17 protein-coding genes and 1 pseudogene are annotated in these 17934 nt (G+C 65.0%); 12 read left to right on the top strand and 6 right to left on the bottom strand.

Annotated elements, in window-relative coordinates; all coding sequences use genetic code 11:
• A complete protein-coding gene (locus IVA96_RS12065) occupies positions 1–1317 on the top strand; it encodes an MFS transporter (RefSeq protein ID WP_247417338.1) in 1317 nt (438 codons plus the stop codon).
• Between the two features lie 3 nt (positions 1318–1320).
• Here IVA96_RS12065 and IVA96_RS12060 read toward each other — a convergent pair.
• Positions 1321–1491, bottom strand: a pseudogene (locus IVA96_RS12060) (MFS transporter); the annotation flags it as partial.
• A gap of 124 nt (positions 1492–1615) precedes the next feature.
• On the opposite strand from IVA96_RS12060, the gene IVA96_RS12055 reads away from it, so the two are divergent.
• Positions 1616–2563 carry an oxygenase MpaB family protein gene (locus IVA96_RS12055; RefSeq protein ID WP_247417336.1) on the top strand — a complete coding sequence of 316 codons (948 nt, stop codon included), beginning with the start codon at positions 1616–1618 and terminating at the stop codon, positions 2561–2563.
• A 124-nt stretch (positions 2564–2687) separates the two neighbouring features.
• Here IVA96_RS12055 and glgA read toward each other — a convergent pair whose 3' ends face one another.
• Positions 2688–4103, bottom strand: a complete 1416-nt coding sequence (gene glgA, locus IVA96_RS12050; protein ID WP_247449696.1) for a glycogen synthase GlgA — start codon at positions 4101–4103, stop codon at positions 2688–2690.
• A 181-nt stretch (positions 4104–4284) separates the two neighbouring features.
• Here glgA and IVA96_RS12045 point away from each other — a divergent pair, with 181 nt between their 5' ends.
• From IVA96_RS12045 to IVA96_RS12010, 8 genes are all read left to right on the top strand, one after another.
• Entirely contained in the window at positions 4285–5481 is a 1197-nt protein-coding gene (locus IVA96_RS12045) for a CaiB/BaiF CoA-transferase family protein (protein WP_247417333.1), read from the top strand.
• A gap of 132 nt (positions 5482–5613) precedes the next feature.
• Positions 5614–7149, top strand: a complete 1536-nt coding sequence (locus tag IVA96_RS12040; RefSeq protein WP_247417331.1) for an ABC transporter substrate-binding protein — start codon at positions 5614–5616, stop codon at positions 7147–7149.
• Between the two features lie 7 nt (positions 7150–7156).
• Positions 7157–8107 (top strand): ABC transporter permease, encoded by a 951-nt coding sequence (locus tag IVA96_RS12035; RefSeq protein WP_247279274.1) that lies wholly within the window; start codon positions 7157–7159, stop codon positions 8105–8107.
• Positions 8094–8966 (top strand): ABC transporter permease, encoded by an 873-nt coding sequence (locus tag IVA96_RS12030; protein ID WP_247417328.1) that lies wholly within the window; start codon positions 8094–8096, stop codon positions 8964–8966. The genes IVA96_RS12035 and IVA96_RS12030 overlap by 14 nt, the downstream gene beginning before the upstream one ends.
• Complete coding sequence (locus tag IVA96_RS12025) at positions 8963–9955, top strand: ABC transporter ATP-binding protein (protein ID WP_247279276.1); 993 nt, start codon at positions 8963–8965, stop codon at positions 9953–9955. Before IVA96_RS12030 ends, IVA96_RS12025 begins: the two co-directional genes overlap by 4 nt.
• Positions 9952–10923 (top strand): oligopeptide/dipeptide ABC transporter ATP-binding protein, encoded by a 972-nt coding sequence (locus IVA96_RS12020; RefSeq protein WP_247417325.1) that lies wholly within the window; start codon positions 9952–9954, stop codon positions 10921–10923. Before IVA96_RS12025 ends, IVA96_RS12020 begins: the two co-directional genes overlap by 4 nt.
• An 82-nt stretch (positions 10924–11005) precedes the next feature.
• Positions 11006–12073 carry an alcohol dehydrogenase gene (locus IVA96_RS12015; RefSeq protein ID WP_247417323.1) on the top strand — a complete coding sequence of 356 codons (1068 nt, stop codon included), beginning with the start codon at positions 11006–11008 and terminating at the stop codon, positions 12071–12073.
• Positions 12074–12183: 110 nt separating this feature from the next.
• Positions 12184–13263, top strand: a complete 1080-nt coding sequence (locus tag IVA96_RS12010; protein ID WP_247279279.1) for an isocitrate/isopropylmalate dehydrogenase family protein — start codon at positions 12184–12186, stop codon at positions 13261–13263.
• Between the two features lie 35 nt (positions 13264–13298).
• Here the strand turns inward: IVA96_RS12010 and IVA96_RS12005 are convergent, their stop codons facing one another.
• The 4 genes from IVA96_RS12005 to IVA96_RS11990 form a co-directional block, all read right to left on the bottom strand.
• On the bottom strand, positions 13299–13577 hold the full coding sequence (locus IVA96_RS12005; protein ID WP_247279280.1) for a hypothetical protein: 279 nt from the start codon (positions 13575–13577) through the stop codon (positions 13299–13301).
• A gap of 104 nt (positions 13578–13681) precedes the next feature.
• Positions 13682–14503 carry an enoyl-CoA hydratase gene (locus IVA96_RS12000; protein ID WP_247417473.1) on the bottom strand — a complete coding sequence of 274 codons (822 nt, stop codon included), beginning with the start codon at positions 14501–14503 and terminating at the stop codon, positions 13682–13684.
• Between the two features lie 296 nt (positions 14504–14799).
• Positions 14800–15171, bottom strand: a complete 372-nt coding sequence (locus IVA96_RS11995; RefSeq protein ID WP_014497036.1) for a helix-turn-helix transcriptional regulator — start codon at positions 15169–15171, stop codon at positions 14800–14802.
• A 26-nt stretch (positions 15172–15197) separates the two neighbouring features.
• On the bottom strand, positions 15198–16247 hold the full coding sequence (locus tag IVA96_RS11990; RefSeq protein WP_247279281.1) for a LysR family transcriptional regulator: 1050 nt from the start codon (positions 16245–16247) through the stop codon (positions 15198–15200).
• 481 nt (positions 16248–16728) lie between these two features.
• Between IVA96_RS11990 and IVA96_RS11985 the strand changes: the two genes are divergently transcribed.
• Entirely contained in the window at positions 16729–16995 is a 267-nt protein-coding gene (locus IVA96_RS11985; RefSeq protein ID WP_346015484.1) for a hypothetical protein, read from the top strand.
• 205 nt (positions 16996–17200) lie between these two features.
• Positions 17201–17932, top strand: a complete 732-nt coding sequence (locus IVA96_RS11980; protein WP_247279282.1) for a cytochrome c biogenesis protein CcdA — start codon at positions 17201–17203, stop codon at positions 17930–17932.
• Positions 17933–17934: the final 2 nt, after the last annotated feature.

The raw sequence follows: 17934 nt of genomic DNA, 5'->3' as shown, positions 1-17934 counted from the left end.
GTGCTGTTGTCGAGAAAGCCGAAACATGCAGATCGCGACGGCCCCGTTGAGCAGGACCACGTCGCCGCGCTACCGGCTGCAGGCCTTCCGGCACCGTCGCGCCAGAGCCTGCGCGGGCTCGACTGGTTCATCTTCTTCCTCGCCGATGTGCAGACCGGATTCGGTCCGTTCATCGCGGTTTACCTCACGACGCAGAAATGGACCCAGGTCGAGATCGGCCTCGTGCTGTCGATCGGCGGCATCGTCGCCCTGATCGGGCAGATGCCGGGCGGGGCAATCATCGATGCGGCGAAATCGGAACGGCTGGTGGCCGCGCTTGCGATTGCCACCATCGGCTGCTGCGCGCTGGCCTACGCCGCGATGCCGATCTTCCCAGTGGTGGTGACCGCCGCCACGCTGCATGCGATGGCGAGCTGCGTGCTGGGGCCGGCGATTGCCGCGATCAGCCTCGGCCTCGTCGGTCCGCTCGCAATTGGCGAGCGTCTCGGCCGTAATGCGCGCTTTGCCTCGCTCGGCAACGGCGTCGCGGCGGCGGTAATGGGCACCGCCGGCTATCTGCTGTCGAGCCGCTCGGTATTCCTGGTCACCTTCCTGCTCGCGATCCCGACCCTGATCGCGCTTTCGCGCATCCGCGAGCACGAGGTCGACATCGCGCGCTGTCACGGTGAGATGCCGCCTGAGGCAGCCGATCGCGGCGACACCAATGTCTGGCACCTGATCCGGCAGCGTCCGCTGATCGTGTTCGCGCTGAGCGTGCTCTTGTTGCAGCTCGCGAACGCGGCGATGATGCCGCTGATGGCGAGCGCGGTGACGGCGCGGTCGAGCCAATGGGCGACGGTGCTCGTCGCCTTTTGCATCGTCGTCCCGCAGGCGATCGTGGCGCTGCTGTCGCCGACCGTCGGGCGCAAGGCACAACTCTGGGGCCGGCGGCCGCTGCTTCTGATCGGATTCGGCGCGTTGACGATTCGCGGTCTGTTGTTCGCAACCGTGCGCGATCCCTATCTGCTCGTGCTGGTGCAGGTGTTCGACGGCCTCACCGCGGCCGTGTTCGCGGTGATGATTCCGCTGATCGTCGCCGACGTTGCCTTCGGCAGCGGTCACTTCAACCTGGCGCAGGGCATCGTCGGCACTGCGACCGGCATCGGTGCGTCCTTGAGCACCGCGCTTGGCGGCTATGTCAGCGACAGGTTCGGCAACGCCACCGCCTTCATCGGACTATCCGGGGTCGCCGCGACGGGGCTTCTGCTGATTCTGTTCGTGATGCCGGAGACGCGGCGCGCGGGTATGACTGCAGCACCGGATCGTCCATCCTGGTGATGCTCAATTCGTTGCCGGCGTAGCGCCCACGCCGGCCACGCAAGCGTGCCAGCCGAAAGCGTCGAACAGTCGCCCCAGCACGGCCGTGCCGACCAGTCCGCCACAGAAATAGCAGGCAAGATAGGTGCCGCCGGCGATGCCGCGGTTGTCGGAGGCCGCCTGTCCGACGAAGCCGATATGGACGCACTGCCGATTGCGGCGGACTGAGAGCCTTGTTCGTCATTGTTTTGCGCGATGGCGATTTCGCAGGCGCGCGGTCCGGGCTATTGTCGCCATGTCTTCGTCGCGAGGCTTGCAATTGGTTGGTGAAAAAGATCTGGAGGCGTCGCTCGATAGGCTGCGCGCGAACGCGGCGGGACCGGTCGCAGGCGTGTTCGGTCCGGCCTCGCTGACCTGGCAGATCGACCGGGAAGCCGTCATCTTCCTCGGCGCCGGCCGTGCGCTGCTGCTGCAACTGGCGCATCCATGGGTCGCGGCGGCGATCGCCGAGCATTCGCGCACTCTTGCCGATCCGATCGGCCGCTTCCATCGCACTTTCGACGTCGTCTTTACCATGGTGTTCGGCTCGCTGGACCGGGCGCTGCGGTCGTCGCGGCAGTTGCACCGGCGCCACAGCATGATCGTCGGCGAGATGCCCGAGACCGTCGGTCCGTTCGCGGCCGGCTCGCGCTACTGCGCCAACGACATTCCCTCGCTCCGCTGGGTCCATGCGACGCTGGTCGAGACCGCGCTGATGGCGCATGATCTGGTGCTGCCGCCACTCTCGGCGGAGGAGCGCGAGCGCTATTGGAGCGAGGCCCGGCTGTACGGCGCCCTGTTCGGACTGACGGGGGATGATCTGCCGGCGGACTGGTCGGGCTTTGCAGCCTACACCAAGGCGATGGCGCAGTCGGATACGCTGACCGTCAGCCCGGCGGCGCGCGAGATCGCCGAGCAGATCTTCAGCGGGGCCCGTCCCTGGTTGCGGCCGCCGCGATGGTACCGCGCGCTCACGGCGAGGATGCTGCCGGAACGCTTGCGGGCCGGCTTCGGATTTGAGCTCGATGAGCGGGACATCACAACTGCCGATCACGCGCTGAAATGGATACGGCGTGTCTATCCGAGATTGCCCGACAGGCTGCGCTATGTCGGGCCCTATCAGGAGGCGCAGGCGCGGCTGCGCGGCGAGCCGCAGCCCGACTGGCTGACCCGATGCCTCAACAGAGCCTGGATCGGGCGGCCGCAGATGGATGCGCGGGGGAAGTAGAGTCTCAAAGCCAAGTGTGTCCGGTCGTGCCGTTCACGGGGTGCCGTTATTCCTCCGTCATTCCGGCGGTACGATGGATTCCGGGCTGGCGCCAAGAGGCGCGCCCTGGAATGACAGTGTCGCCTCACACCGACGCCAGCTTCCGGTATAGCGCGCTGTAGCTGCCGGCCGAGATGCTCCAGGAGAACGATCGTCCCATCGCGCTGCGACGCATGGTATCGAGCTGGTCCTGCGCCATGAACGCCTCGAACGCGCGGCGGACGCCGCCGAGGAAGGATTCACGCGAGGGTCTTGAGAACAGGAAGCCGGTCTCGCCGTCAGTGATGGTTTCGGCAAGGCCGCCGGTCTGGTGTCCGATCGGCAGCGAGCCGAAGCGCTGCGCGTACATCTGGCTGAGCCCGCATGGCTCGAAGCGTGAGGGCATCAGGGTGAAATCGCTGCCGGCGAAAATACGGCGGGCCTGGGCGTCGTTGAAGCCGATCACGACCCCGATGGCGTCGGGGCGGCGCCGGTGCGCGTCGATCAAGGCTTGCTCGAGCGCCGGCTCACCGGAGCCGGTGACCACGATCTGCCCGCCGGCATCGACGATCTCGTCGGCGGCCGACAGCACGAGGTCGATGCCCTTCTGGTGCACAAGGCGGGCAACGATGCCGAACATGGGACCGCGTGAGACCGCAAGCCCGAACTGCTTGCGCACGTAGTCCGCATTCGCTTTCTTGCCGACCCAGTCGCCCGCGCCGAATTGCTGGGCGAGCTGTGCGCAGGAGCGTGGGTCCCAGCTCTCGTCGATGCCGTTGAGGATGCCGGTGAGCTCGGCCGCGTCGGAGCGGACGCGAAGCAGGCCTTCAAGGCCGCAGCCGTATTCGGCCGTCGTGATCTCGCGCGCATAGGTGCCGCTGACCGTGGTGAGGTGAGAGGCATAGACCAGCCCAGCCTTGAGGAAGGAGACCTGGTCGTAGAATTCGACGCCGTCAATGTGGAACGAGCTCTCCGGAGCGCCGATCCGCCGCAGCGAGTCCTTCGGGAAGAGACCCTGATAGGCGAGATTGTGGATGGTCAGGATCGACGGCAGCTTGGCACCGCGCCAGGCGAGATAGGCCGGCACGAGCGAGGCCTGCCAGTCATTGGCATGGATCAGGTCTGCTGCCCAATTCTTGTCCAGCGTGCCCATGGCCAGCTCAGCGGCGGCCGAGGCAAGGCGCGCGAAGCGGATGTCATTGTCCGGCCAGTCGCGCCCGGATTCGTCGCCATAGGGATTGCCGGGCCGGTCGTAGAGCTGTGAGCACAACAGCACGTAGACCGGCAGGCCATCCTTGGTCGCGGCCCGTCCGAGCGAGCAGGCCGGCATCTCCGCAAATGCCGGACAGCGGCCAACGATTTGAATGTGCGTGAGTTGCTCGATGATGTCGCGATAGCCGGGCAGCATGATCCGGATATCGGCAAAGGAGCGAAGGGCGCGAGGAAGGGCCGCGGAAACGGCGCCAAGTCCGCCGACGCGGACGAAGTCGTCCATCTCTGTCGTGACGAACAAGACCCTCAAGAACAGCTGCCCTCTGCCGAGCCCGCTTGCCTCTATGCAAGAACGGGTCCAGTTGCCGTCACACTCAAATCCCCGCCCACGCGGCCTGACCGTTCGGTAAAGACTTTCCTACTCAGCCGCCGCCCTCTAGGGTCGGCGCATCAACAACAAAGAACACTGAAGGTTCCATGGGGCTCCGCGGATGCAGCTAGCAGATAAGCATGAGGGGAAGACGACAAAGGCCTTTGCGGGCCTGCGGGTCCTGGATTTTTCGACCACGATTGCCGGTCCCCATTGCACGCGGATGCTCGCCGACATGGGCGCTGAGGTCATCAAAATCGAGAGCGACGGCGGAGAGACGATGCGGACCCGACCACCGCTCCGCAAGGGTTGCAGCACCACGTTCGGCCAGCTCAATGTCGGCAAGAAGAGCGTGGTGCTCGACCTCAAATCCGAGGACGGCAAGGAGGCGGTGCGCCGGCTGGCCGCGACATCAGACATCCTCGTCGAGAACTTCCGCCCGGGGGTGATGCGCCGGCTGCGGCTCGACTACGACAGCATGCGTCAGATCAACCCAAGGCTGATCTACTGCTCGATCTCCGGCTACGGCCAGACCGGGCCCTCGGCCGAACTGCCGGCCTATGCGCCGGTGATCCATGCGGCCTCGGGCTACGACATGGCGCATCTCGCCTACCAGCCCGGCCGCAGCCGTCCCGACTATTGCGGCATCTACCACGCCGACGTCGTCACTGGCACCTACGGCTTCGGCGCGATCGCGTCCGCGCTCTATCAGCGCACCGTGACGAGCCTTGGCCAGCATATCGACGTTTCCATGCTGGAAACGATGCTGTCGCTGACGCTGACCGAGTTGCAGAGCTCGCAATTTGCCGTGAAGCCGCCGCCGCGCCCGATGTTCGGGCCGACGGAGACGGCCAGCGGCTACGTCATGATCACAATCGCCAGCGAGAAGACGTTTCGAGGTCTGATGGAGGTGATCGGCCGCCCCCAATGGATTTCCGATCCGCGCTTTTCGACCTACGCCGCGCGCCGCGAGAACTGGGCCGAGATGATGGACGGCGTCGAAGCCTGGTCACGGCAGCTCACGACCGATGCATGCCTTGCCGCGCTCGGCGCGGCCGGCGTCCCCGCCTCGGCCTATCGCACCGTGTCCGAAGCGCTGGCTGATCCGCAGCTCGCGCAACGGCAGGCGCTGTCCGAGGTGCGGGATGAAGGCGGCTCCTTCCAGGTGCTCAATTTGCCGTTCCGGATGTCGGGCGCGGACACCGCGCCAGCCGAGACGATGGCCGTGCTCGGCGAGCATACGGATGCGCTGCGCGCCGAGATCGGCCTTGCGAGCGATGCGCCAATTCCGTCAGGCAAAACCGCCGCGACGCGCTGAACGCAACGCGCCGCGGCATGCGGCGCTCGAACCCTCGTGCGTTCCTCTTGCCGTGGCGGACATTTGTCGCCAATCTCGCTCCCGAGTCATTCAACGATCCGAAACATCGGACGAGGGATCCTGGGAGGAATCATGACGAAGGCGGCTGCACTCGCACGCAAGCGCGTGCCGATTTTCCTCGTCGCGGCATTTGCTCTGGCCGCGCCTGCGCAAGCGCAGAAATCGGGCGGCAGCATCACCGTCGGACAGGAGCTGGAAATCGCAGGGTTCGATCCGCTCAAGGTCGGCGTCTACGACACCTCCACCTTCACCGCGGCCGCCGCAATCTTCGACACGCTGACGACGCTGGATGAGAAAGGGGAGGCCGCGCCAAAACTGGCGGTGTCCTGGACCCATTCCGATGATTACAAGAGCTGGACCTTCAAGCTGCGCCAGGGCGTGAAATTCCATGACGGCACGCCGTTCAACGCGCAGGCTTTCAAGGAGAATTTCGACCGGCAGAAGGACCCCGCCAACAAGTGCCGCTGCGCCTTCTACATCACCAACGTCAAGGAGGTGCTGGCGCCCGACGAGTACACCATCGTCTATAATCTCACCGATCCGGCCGTGAACCTGCCGGCGACGATAACCATCCAGAGCCAGAACAACGTCGTGCATTCGCCGACGGCCTGGAAGACCAAGGGCGACGACTATAATCGCAATCCCGTCGGCACCGGCCCCTACATGCTGAAATCCTGGACTGCGGGCGACCGCATGGTGCTGGAAAAGAACCCCGATTACTGGGACAAGGGCCGTCCCTATCTTGACCGCATCATCCTAAAGCCGCTGCCGGACGCGCAGTCGCGCTTCGCCTCGCTGCAATCCGGCGAGGCCGACATCATCTGGGACGACGAGAACGACGCCGACAACATCATGAGGGCGCAGAAGGATCCCAAGCTCACCGTGCACACCTACAAGGGCTCGGGCGCGCAGGTCTATGCCTTCAACACCAAGGTCGCGCCGTTCGACGACGTCCGCGTGCGGCAGGCGCTGGTGATGGCGATCGACCGTCCAAAAATGTCGCAGGCGATCAGCAACGGCCTGAGCCGACCCGCGAGCAATCCCTATGGCGACGGCTCCTGGGTCAAGTGCAAGGACGACGGTGCGCTGCCGTTCGATGTCGAGAAGGCCAAGGCGCTGCTCAAGGATTATGGCAAGCCGGTCGAGTTCAAGATGCTGGTGACCGCAACGCCGCGTGGTCGCATGATCGGCCAGGTGCTCCAGCAGTTCTGGAAGCGCGTCGGCGCCAACATGGAGATTGAGCAGGTCGACCAGGCCACCATTCCGTCGCGCGCCTTCGCCCGCCAGTTCCAGCTGACGCCATGGCGCATCGTCGATCTCGCCGATCCCGATCCGCAGATGTATGCGAACTTCCGCAGCGGCAGCCCACTCGCGCTCGCGGGCTTTTCAGATCCCGAGCTCGACCGGCTGCTCGATCACGCCCGCGTCACCGCTGATCCGGCACAGCGCACCGAGGATTATTGCGCGATCAGCCGCCTGATCAACAAGGAGGCGATCTGGTTCTGGACGTTCCAGAACACCTATTACGCGCTGTCGAGCGCCAAGCTGAGAGGCTTTCCGAAAATCTACAACGGCGTGATCGACGTCTCGAGCACCTGGCTGGAATGAAAGCGCGATGCTGAACTTCGTCGTTCGGCGGCTCCTTGCCATCCTACCGGTTCTGCTGGCCGTCTCGTTGCTGACGTTCCTGATTGCATCGCTGCTGCCGGGCGATCTCGCCTTGGTCATCCTCGGCGACCAGGCGACGCCGGAGAACGTTGCGGCGCTGCGCCGTGACATGGGGCTCGACCAGCCGCTGTGGTGGCGTTACCTGAGCTGGCTCGGTCATGTGTTGCAGGGCGATCTCGGCCGCTCCTTCCGCACCGGGCAGACGGTGCTCCAGGCAGTGGCCGAGCGCATCCCGGTCTCGCTCCAGCTGATGCTGATGGCGGAGTTCATCGGGCTCCTGATCGGCGTGCCGCTCGCGATCGCCTGCGCCGCGCGCGCCGGCGGCGCCTTCGACCGCTTCATGACCGGCAGCGCCTTTGCCATGCTGTCGATGCCGTCCTTCCTGACCGCGATCCTCCTGATCTATCTGTTCGCGGTCGAGCTGCACTGGTTGCCGGCGACCGGCTATGTGCCGTTCACGGAGGCGCCGCTGGCCAATCTGCGCTTCTTCGTGCTGCCCGCGCTGACGCTAGCGCTGGCGGAATGGCCGGGCATCATGCGCGTCCTGCGCTCCGACATGATCGCGACCTTGCAGGAGGACTATATCGCGTTGGCCAAGGCCAAGGGCCTCAAGCCAGCGCGCATTCTGTTCGTGCATGCGCTCAAGCCGTCGTCGCTGACGCTGGTGACGGTGACCGGGATCAATATCGGCCGCTTGCTCGGCGGCACGCTGATCGTGGAATCGATCTTTGCGCTGCCTGGCATCGGCCGGCTGCTGGTCGGCGCGATCTATACCCGCGATCTTGTCATTCTCCAGGGCGTGGTGCTGCTGGTCGCCTGCGGCTTCGTGCTCGTGAACTTCATCGTCGACATGCTCTACGCCGTGCTCGACCCCAGGATCCGCCATGGCCACGCTTGAGCTCTCGATGCAGGACGATGCAACGTCCGCGCCCGTTCGCGGCAGGCATAAGCTCGGTCTGCTGTTTTGGCTCGCGAGCGGCTGGCTCGCGATCGTTCTTGCGCTCGCGATCCTCGCGCCGGTGCTGCCGCTGCAGAACCCGACCGACATGGACATGCTGGAGCGGCGCGCGGCGTTCTCCGGAGAGCACTGGCTCGGCACCGACGGGCTCGGCCGCGACGAGTTCGCTCGCCTGATCTTTGGCGCGCGGGTGTCGCTGACAGTCGGGCTGATCGCGCCGATGATCAGTCTCGTTTTCGGCGGCGCGCTCGGCCTGCTCGCCGGCTACTTCCGCGGCCGGTTCGAGACGCTGGTGGTCGGCAGCATGGACGTGCTGCTGGCCTTTCCGCCGCTGATCTTCGCGCTGGCCGTGACCGCCTATCTTGGCCAATCCGTCCCCAATCTCACCTTGATCCTCGGCGTGCTCGGCATTCCCGCCTTCATGCGGGTGGCACGCGCGGCAACGCTGACGCTGGCGCGGCGGGAATTCGTGATTGCAGCAGAGGCGCTCGGCGCCAGCCATGCCCGCATCATCTTGCGCGAGCTGCTGCCGAACGTGATCCTGCCGCTGCTCGCCTTCTTCCTGCTCGGTGTCGCCGTCACCATCGTGGTCGAGGGCGCGCTGTCCTTCCTCGGTCTCGGCGTGCCGCCGCCGATGGCGAGCTGGGGCAGCATGATCGGCGAAGGACGCGACAGTCTCGACATCGCGCCGCGGCTCGCCTTCCTGCCGGCGGCGGCGCTGTTCCTGACCGTCCTGGCCTTCAACCTTGTCGGCGATACCTTGCGGGCGCTGACCGACCCGCGTCAGGGGGCATTGTGAGCGCGCCGCTCCTGAGCATCGAGCACGTCGCGGTCGAGCTGCCGACACCGCGCGGCAATCTGCGTGCTGTGGATCACGTCGACCTGTCGCTGGCGGCCGGCCGCACGCTCGGCATCGTCGGTGAGTCTGGCTGCGGCAAGACCATGCTGTCGCGCGCGGTGCTCCAGCTGCTGCCGAAGAAGGCGAAGCTCACCGGCCGGGTGATATTCGACGGCGAGGATCTGGTGCGGCTCGATGCGGAACGGCTGCGGCGCTTGCGTGGGCGCGATCTGGCGGTCGTGTTCCAGGATCCGATGACCTCGCTCAATCCGGTGCTCACCATCGGCACCCAGCTGATGGAGACGATCCAGGAGCATCTCGAGCTGGATGCCGCGGCGGCACGGAAGCGCAGCATTGAGCTGCTGGCGGCCGTTGGCATTCCGGCACCGGAGCAGCGGCTCGCGCAATACCCGCATCAATGCTCCGGCGGCATGCGCCAGCGCATCGCGATCGCGATCGCGCTGTCCTGCGAACCGAAGCTGCTGATCGCGGACGAGCCCACCACGGCACTCGACGTGACCATCCAGGCGCAGATTCTCGATCTCCTGGCGCGCGAGCAGCGCCGCCGTCACATGGCGATGATCATCATCACCCATGATCTCGGCGTGGTCGCCGGCCGGGCCGACGAGGTCGCCGTGATGTATGCGGGCAGGGTGGTGGAGCGCGCACCGACGTCGGCGCTGTTCAAGCGCATGCATATGCCCTACACCGAGGCGCTGCTGGCGGCGATTCCGAAGTTGGACACCGCGCCGCATACGCTGCTGCCTGCGATCTCCGGCCGTCCGCCGGACCCGACACGGCCGCTGCGTGGCTGCTCCTTTGCGCCGCGCTGCCGCTATGCCGCAGGGCGCTGTCACGAGGCCAAGCCCGAACTGAAGGGCGCGGAGATGCCGGAGCATCTCTATGCCTGCTTCTATCCGATCCGGATGGCCGAGGGGATCGGCGCATGATGCAGCTTGCCGTGCGCCCCGAGCCGCTGCTGAACGTCGACAATCTCGTCGTCGAATATGGTCTCGGCAACAAGACGGTGCATGCCGTCTCCGGTGTCAGCTTCGAGGTCGCGCGCGGCGAGACGCTGGGGCTGGTCGGTGAATCCGGCTGCGGCAAGTCGACGCTGGGGCGTGCGGTCCTGCAATTGCGTCGCGCCAGGTCCGGGCGCGTGATGTTCGACGGCCAGGATCTGACGGCGATGGAGGGCGAGGCGCTGCGCAAGATGCGCCGCCGCGTGCAGCTGATCTTCCAGGATCCGATCGCCTCGCTCAACCCGCGCCGGCGTATCGGCGACATCGTCGCCGAGCCGCTGATCATCGCCGGCGTCAAGGATGCTGCCGAGCGCAAGCGGCGCGTTCACGAGGTGCTCGTCGCGGTCGGGCTCGATCCCGATATCGTGGCGGGCCGTTTGCCGCATGAATTCTCCGGCGGGCAGTGCCAGCGCATCTGCATCGCGCGGTCGCTGGTGCTCAATCCTGAGTTCATCGTCTGTGACGAGCCCGTCTCGGCGCTCGACGTCTCCATCCGCGCGCAGATTCTCAATCTGCTGGAGGAGATGAAAGCGCGCTTCGGCCTGACGCTGCTGTTCATCGCGCATGATCTCGCGGTGGTCAAAGCGGTCAGCGACCGTGTCGCGGTGATGTATCTCGGCCGGCTCTGCGAGGTCGGGCCGTCGGAGCAATTGTTCGCAAGGCCTGCGCATCCCTACACGGACCTGCTGTTGCGGGCGATCCCGGTGCCGGATCCGGACGTGCGTCCCGCCGAGAGTGTGGCGACCGGCGAGCCGCCATCGCCGATTGCGCCGCCGTCCGGCTGCCGCTTCCGCACCCGCTGTCCGCGCGCCGATCAGCAATGCAGCGCGCAGATACCGGAGTTGCGCGAGGTCGCAATCGGCCAGTTCGCGGCTTGCCATCATCCGCTGGCCTAAACTAAGACGACTTCGGGGTTTGTCTCGTCGCGTCGGCCATGGCATGGTGGCGCGACAACAAGAACATGCCGGGAGGATGTCGATGAAGAGCTTCAAGGTCGCCGATTTCAAGGCGCCGCTGCAGGAGTTCGACGAGCCCACGCCGCAGCCGTCGGGTACCCAGGTTCTGATCAAGGTCAAGGCGGCCGGCGTCTGCCACAGCGACCTTCACATCTGGGAGGGCGGCTACGATCTCGGTCACGGTCGTAAGCCGCTGTCGCTGAAGGACCGTGGCATCAATTTGCCGCTGACGATGGGCCACGAGACGGTCGGCGAAATTTTGGCGTTCGGTCCCGACGTGAAGCCGACCGACCAGGGCGACCTCAAGCTCGGCGATGTCGGCCTGGTCTATCCCTGGATTGGTTGCGGCAAATGCGCCACCTGCCTCGGCGGCGACGAGAACATGTGCCTGACGCCGCGCTCGCTCGGCGTCTATTGCGATGGCGGTTATGCCGATCACATGCTGGTGCCGCATCCGCGCTATCTGCTCAATCTCCGGGGGCTCGATCCCGCGACAACCGCCCCCTACGCCTGCTCGGGCGTCACCACCTACAGCGCGCTGAAGAAAGTCGAGCAGCATTTCGATACGCCGATCGTGATGTTCGGCGCCGGCGGCCTTGGCCTGATGGCGCTGTCGCTCTTGAAAGCGATGGGCGGCAAGGGCGCGATCATGATCGACATCGATGCGAAGAAGCGCGAGGCGGCGGAAAAGGCCGGTGCGCTCGCGACCGTCGATCCCAAGGCGTCGGATGCGCTGGAGCAACTCGCCAAGAAGGCGGGCGGTCCGATCCGCGCCGTGATCGACCTCGTCGGCAACGCCGCGACGACGCAGCTCGGCTTCGACTGCCTGACCAAGGGCGGCAAGCTCGTCATCGTCGGCCTGTTCGGCGGCGGCGCGACCTGGGCGCTGCCGCTGATTCCGATCAAGGCCGTGACGATCCAGGGCAGCTATGTCGGCAATTTGCGCGAGACGCAGGAATTGCTCGATCTGGTGCGAACGAAGAAAGTGCCACCGATCCCGGTGACGCCGCTGCCGCTCGCCAGGGCCAACGACGCGCTGGTGCAATTGCAGCAGGGCGCGGTGGTCGGGCGCACCGTGCTGACGCCGTAGTTTCACATCGTCGTTCCGGGGCGATGCAAAGCATCGAACCCGGAACCTCGAGATTCCGGGTTCGGTCCTGCGGACCGCCCCGGAATGACATCCCTGGATCAGGAACGTCCATGTCCGCAAATAACGCCTTCCACATTGCCGTGCTGGCCGGTGACGGCATCGGACCCGAAGTCATGGCGCCGGCGATCGAGGTGCTGCGCAGGATCGAGCAGAAATCGGATTTGAGCTTCCGCTTCACGGAGGCCCCGGCCGGCGCCAACAATTATCTCGCGACCGGAAAGTCGATGCCCGACACCACGATCAAGCTGTGCGAGGAGGCGGACGCGATCCTGCTCGGTGCCTGCGGGCTGCCGTCGGTGCGCTACCCCGACAACACCGAGATTGCGCCGCAGATCGAGCTGCGCTTCATCTTCGATCTCTATGCCGGCGTGCGTCCGGCGCGGCTCATTCCGGGCGTGCCGAGCCCGATCGTCGGCGCCGAGCAACGCGGCATCGATCTCGTCGTGATCAGGGAGTCGACCGAAGGCCTGTTCGCCTCGATGGGCAAGGGCATCGTCACCCATGAGGACGCGCGCGAGACCATGGTGATCACGCGCAAGACGTCCGAGCGACTGTTCGAGTTTTCGTTTCGCCTTGCCGAGCGGCGCAGGGCGCGCGGCAAGCCCGGTGCACTCACCTGCGTCGACAAGGCGAACGTGTTTAAGGCTTTTGCCTTCTTCCGCGGCATCTTCGACGAGATCGCCAAGACGCATCCGGAGGTGAAGACCGACCGGCTCTATGTCGATGCCTGCTCGGCGATGCTGGTGAAGCGTCCCTGGGATTTCGACGTGATGGTGATGGAGAACATGTTCGGCGACATCGTCTCCGACATCACCGCGAGCCTGATCGGCGGCCTCGGCATGGCGCCGTCGGCCGATATCGGCGACAAGTACGCGGTGTTCCAGCCCTGCCACGGTACCGCGCCCGACATTATGGGGCAGGGCAAGGCCAATCCCACCGGCATGATCCTGTCGGCGGCGATGATGCTGGACTGGCTCGCCGACAAGCACGGCATCGAGAGCGCGGCTGAGGCCGGCGAGACGATCGAGCGTGCGGTGGACCAGGTCTATGCCGGCGGCATCAAGCCGATGGAGTTCGGCGGCAGCAACGGCACGGCGGACATTACGAAAGCGGTGCTCGCGGCGCTGTAGCCAAAGAAAGGGCCCCCTTGGGGCCCCTTTGTCGTTCACCAGCGGCGCCAGTGGTGGTGACGCCAGCCCCACGGACGCGGACCGTAGAAGCGCGGACCGCCGTAAAAACCGTAGGCGCGGTAATAGTTCGGACGCCACCAGCAGCGGCCCCAGGGGTTACAGACCCAGCGCACCTGTTCGACTTCAGCGGCCGGGCCGCTCGCAATCTTGTCCGCCTGCGGAATGCCGTTCGGCATTGCCGCGAGCGCGGGGCCCGAGGCGAGCGCCGCACCGCCCAAGGCAGCCAGACCAAGCACAGCAAATTTGAGTGTCATCGCAATCTCCCTCATTGGTGGCGGGAGAACTTTCGACAGATCAACTGGTTGCTGATGCATTGAAAAGCGCGAGGAATTTAATCTTCCTGAACGTCGGTTCAGCTTCAGCGCCCCTGGAACTTGGGCCTGCGCTTTTCCATGAAGGCCTGCCGGCCCTCACGAAAATCCTGGGAGTCCATGCAGGCGTTACCGATCGTCTTGATCGTGTCCATGTCGCGCTGGCTCTCGTCCTTCAGAACTTGCGCGATGGTGATCTTGGCGGCCTTGATTGCGAGCGGCGCGTTTTCGGAAATGGTCTGCGCGATTCCCATGGTCTCGCCCCAGAGTTGATCGTCGGGGATCACGCGCTCGACGAGGCCGATGCGCAGCGCCTCGGAGGAATCGATGCGCATGCCCGTGTACATCAACAGGCGCGCCCAGGACGGGCCGACCAGCGACACCAGGTGCCGCAAGCCTTCATAGCCATAGGCGATGCCGAGCCTGGCCGCGGGAATGCCGAACTGGCTGTCGTGCGAGGCGATGCGGATGTCGGCAAGCATCGCGACCTGCATGCCGCCGCCGAGGCAAAAACCCTGGATGCAGGCGATGGTCGGCTTGGGATAATCAGCGAGCAGCGCGCGCTGGGCGGCGCTGCGCTTGGCGTACTCCTCGGACGCCGCCGCGTTGTGCCGCGTCTTCTCGAACTGGCTGATGTCCGCGCCCGACACGAACGCCTTGCCGCCGGCACCGCGGAGGATCACGACGCGCACGGTCTCGTCGTCGCGCAGGCTGGTCAGCGCCTCGCCAAATCCCTCCCACATCTCCAGCGACATCGCGTTGCGTTTGTCGGGATTGTTGAAGGTGATCACGCCGACGCCGCCGGTCGTGTGCTTGAGGATCTTGCGGTCGGCGTAAGCGGTTTCTGTCGTGTCGGTCATGTCGGACATCGCGCGCTCGCTGTCGTTGGCGAGGCAATGTGCGGCGCGGGCGCCGCCGCGGTCAACCGGGTAGGGCGAGGTGTATTGCATCCGCCTGTGCTGCGATCGCATGGCGCGGCGAGGGGGCAGCAAAACCCGCGGGCGAGTGGCAGTAATTGCATGAAAAAGGAGCGGTCATGCCGCCCCGAGAAGGCCGCGCGCACCCCGCGCGGGCTCAGATACAGCCAATCCGCTCGTTCAATCCGGCCGCGCCCCGTGACGCGACGGATTGAACATCGGCCGTTGAGGCCAGAGCGTCGATCGAATCAGGCTTCGTTCGCTGCGATCGATTCCATCAGCGAGACGAGCTGACGCTGCACCGTCTGGTCCTTGATCTTGCTGTAGGCGCGCAGCAGCCGGAGGCTGAAGGCGCTGTCGAGGAAGAGCAGGCTCTCCACTTCGCGCGCCTTGTTGTCGCCGTCATAGAAGAAGGTCACAGGCACGTCGAGGGCGGTGGCGATCTGCTGAAGCCGCGCCGCACCGACGCGATTGACGCCCTTCTCGTATTTCTGGACCTGCTGGAAGCTGACGCCAAGCTTCTCGCCGAGCTCGGCCTGCGAGATCTTCATCTCGACGCGCCGCAGACGGATCCGCTTGCCAAGCTCAATGTCCGGCTTGCCGGCACTGCGCTGCTTCATTCTCTTCGCCGCTGTTTTCATACTTCTCACCGTTGTTCTTCGGTTGAAAATCCCCCGAAGAGCTGGGTCAGGGGTTCGCCCATATACGAGTCGTTGAATTCATGCGGATGCACGAACTCTTCCTTAAACCACGGGAAGCGAGCCGGATTGAAAGCCTCGATCAGCCAGTCAATCATGTGCCGCACGCGCGGAATCCGGCCGCTACCGGGATGGTAGGACAGCCAGATGTCCAGCGGTCGGTTCAGCTCGACCTCCAGTGGAATCAACTTCCCGCCAAGCGCAATGGCGTAGCTCGGAAATACGCCGATTCCGGCGCCATTCGCGACCGCCCAGTAGTTAGCGCTCGAGACGTTGGTCTTCATGACCAGAAGGTCACGCTCCGACACGCCCGGGAAGAAACTCTCGAAAGATTCCTTGGCGGCGAGCTGGTCGGCGAATTGGAGCACCAAGCGGTGCTTGATCAATTCAGCTGCCGAGCGCGGCGCGCCATGTTTTGCGATGTATTTCTCCGAGGCCCAGAACATCAGATGCATACGGCCGAGCCGCACCAGCTTGACGTCGAGGGCCGAGGGACGCGACAGATGGATGGCGACGTCGGCCTCGTGGCGGGAGACGTCGGCCGAACGCATCGCGCAATGCAGGTCGACCAGGATCTTCGGATAGGCTTGCTGGAATTCAACCAGCCGCGGTGCGAGCCAGAACGTCCCTAGTCCCTCGGTGACGGCGACGCGGACTTCGCCGGACAGGGCATTGGCCGTCGAATCGCTGGTCCGCAGCACGTCGAAGGCCGCCGCCTCCATGCGCTCGACGGCGGAGACCACCGTCGCACCTTCGTCGGTCAGATGGGTGCCGTGGACGTCGCGGGTGAACAGGGTGGTGCCGGTCTGACGCTCGAAATCATCGATCCGGCGACGGACGGCGTTGATCGACAGCGACAGGCGTTCGGCCGCCGAGCGGAAACTTCCACATCGGACGACTTCCAGGAATATGCGGGCCGCGTCCCAATCGGAGAGGCCGCTGATATTTGTTTTTGGGCGTTCTTCCAGCGGAACGCCCCTTTCCGCCAAGGAGTGCATACAATTCCCTTCGGTTTGCTAAACTGGCAGAATCTGGCGCAAACTACAACCACGGCGGGTTGCGGGGTGATGAGTTTTGAACGTCATCCTTACTGCGACGCGAGCGGTATTTGAGTGCTGCCGGGGTTGGAATCGGGCAGACTGTTGCTCGTTTGAGGGGTCATTGCGTGAGTTCCGTTGCGAGCCTTGAGATGGCTGCGGGATTGTCGGAGCTGTCCGCAATGGACGTTCATGCGCGCGAGCCGTTGCCATCGTCCCGGATGGATCAATCGCTGCACACCAGACGTTTGGTCCCGGATCGCTCCGATGGTTGCCGGTGGCGTCGTGGGACGATGTTGGCGGGAACCGCGGTTTCACCGCAGAGACACACTGAAATCGTGTTCAGAGGCTCAGAGGCCTCATGTTATCCTTGTCGCTCCACGGGGGCCGAAGGGGTCGTCACAACCACGTCTCGCAGGCCGATTTAACGGAAAGAACGCCGGTGTCGCATTCAGACGAACATTTGCAGTCGGTGCTGGAAACGCTCGAGGAGTGCCGCAGGGTTCTCAATGCGAGCAACAGCCGCGAGTCGGCCGAGCTGCTGTCCATTGTCATTCTCGACGTCAGGATGAAGCTAAAAGGCATTGACGATGCCGATCTCAAGGCATTGTGCGACGAAATGCTGCGGAGCGCTGCGAGCGAACCGCCGTCCCCTTCCAAGCAGACGCAGGTCCAGCCCCGGCGTCCGCTGCTCCGCGTGGTGAAGTAGCCGCGCCGCCGAGTCTCGCTTTTCGGCGAGATTTGAGCGCATCCCGATGCCGCATCTGTGATCAGGGGCGGCATCGGGAGGAGCCCTGGATTTCGCGCACCTCTGTTGCGCATTCTTAGCCATCGGTTACACCAGAGCCGGTTCGCTCCGGTCCGCGCGCGTTCCCCGCGCCTCGTGCCGGGCCTGAGATGGCTCCGACTGCATCATGCAAAATGTTTCGATTCCGGCGGCGCTGATTGCCGGCCTGGTCAGCTTCCTCTCGCCGTGCGTCCTGCCTTTGGTCCCGCCCTATCTGATCTATCTTACGGGCGCCACGATCGAGCATGTCGAAAGCGACCAGCCGGCCGCGGCGTCCAAGCGCGCGATCATGATGTCGGCACTCCTGTTCGTGCTTGGCTTCTCGACCGTGTTCGTGGCGCTCGGTGCCAGTGCCTCGCTGATCGGAGGCCTGATCCGCGCCTGGTCGGCCGAGCTGTCGATTCTCGCAGGCATCGTCATCATCATCATGGGCCTGCACTTCCTGGGACTGACGCGGATCGGCCTGTTGATGCGCGAGGGCCGGCTGCCGATCCCGAAGCCCGTCGGGCTCTGGGGCGCCTACATCATGGGGCTCGCCTTTGCGTTCGGCTGGACGCCCTGCATCGGCCCGATCCTCGCCGCGATCCTGTCGATTGCCGCGGCCGAAGCGACGGTCACCAAGGGCGCGGGCCTGCTCGCTGTCTATTCCGCGGGCCTCGGCATTCCCTTCTTGATCGCCGCCCTGATGATCGAGCAGTTCTCCGCGCTGTTCGCACGGATGAAGGGCCAGCTCGTCAACGTCGAGCGCGCCATGGGCGTATTGATGGTGATCACCGGCATCGGCTTCCTCACCGGCGCGGTGTCGAACGTGAGCATCTGGCTGCTGGAGACGTTCCCGGCGTTGCAGACGATCGGGTAGAT

It is taken from the genome of Bradyrhizobium sp. 159 (assembly GCF_023073795.1).
Classification (GTDB): Bacteria; Pseudomonadota; Alphaproteobacteria; order Rhizobiales; family Xanthobacteraceae; genus Bradyrhizobium.
This window is presented reverse-complemented; position numbering and strand designations above follow the sequence as displayed.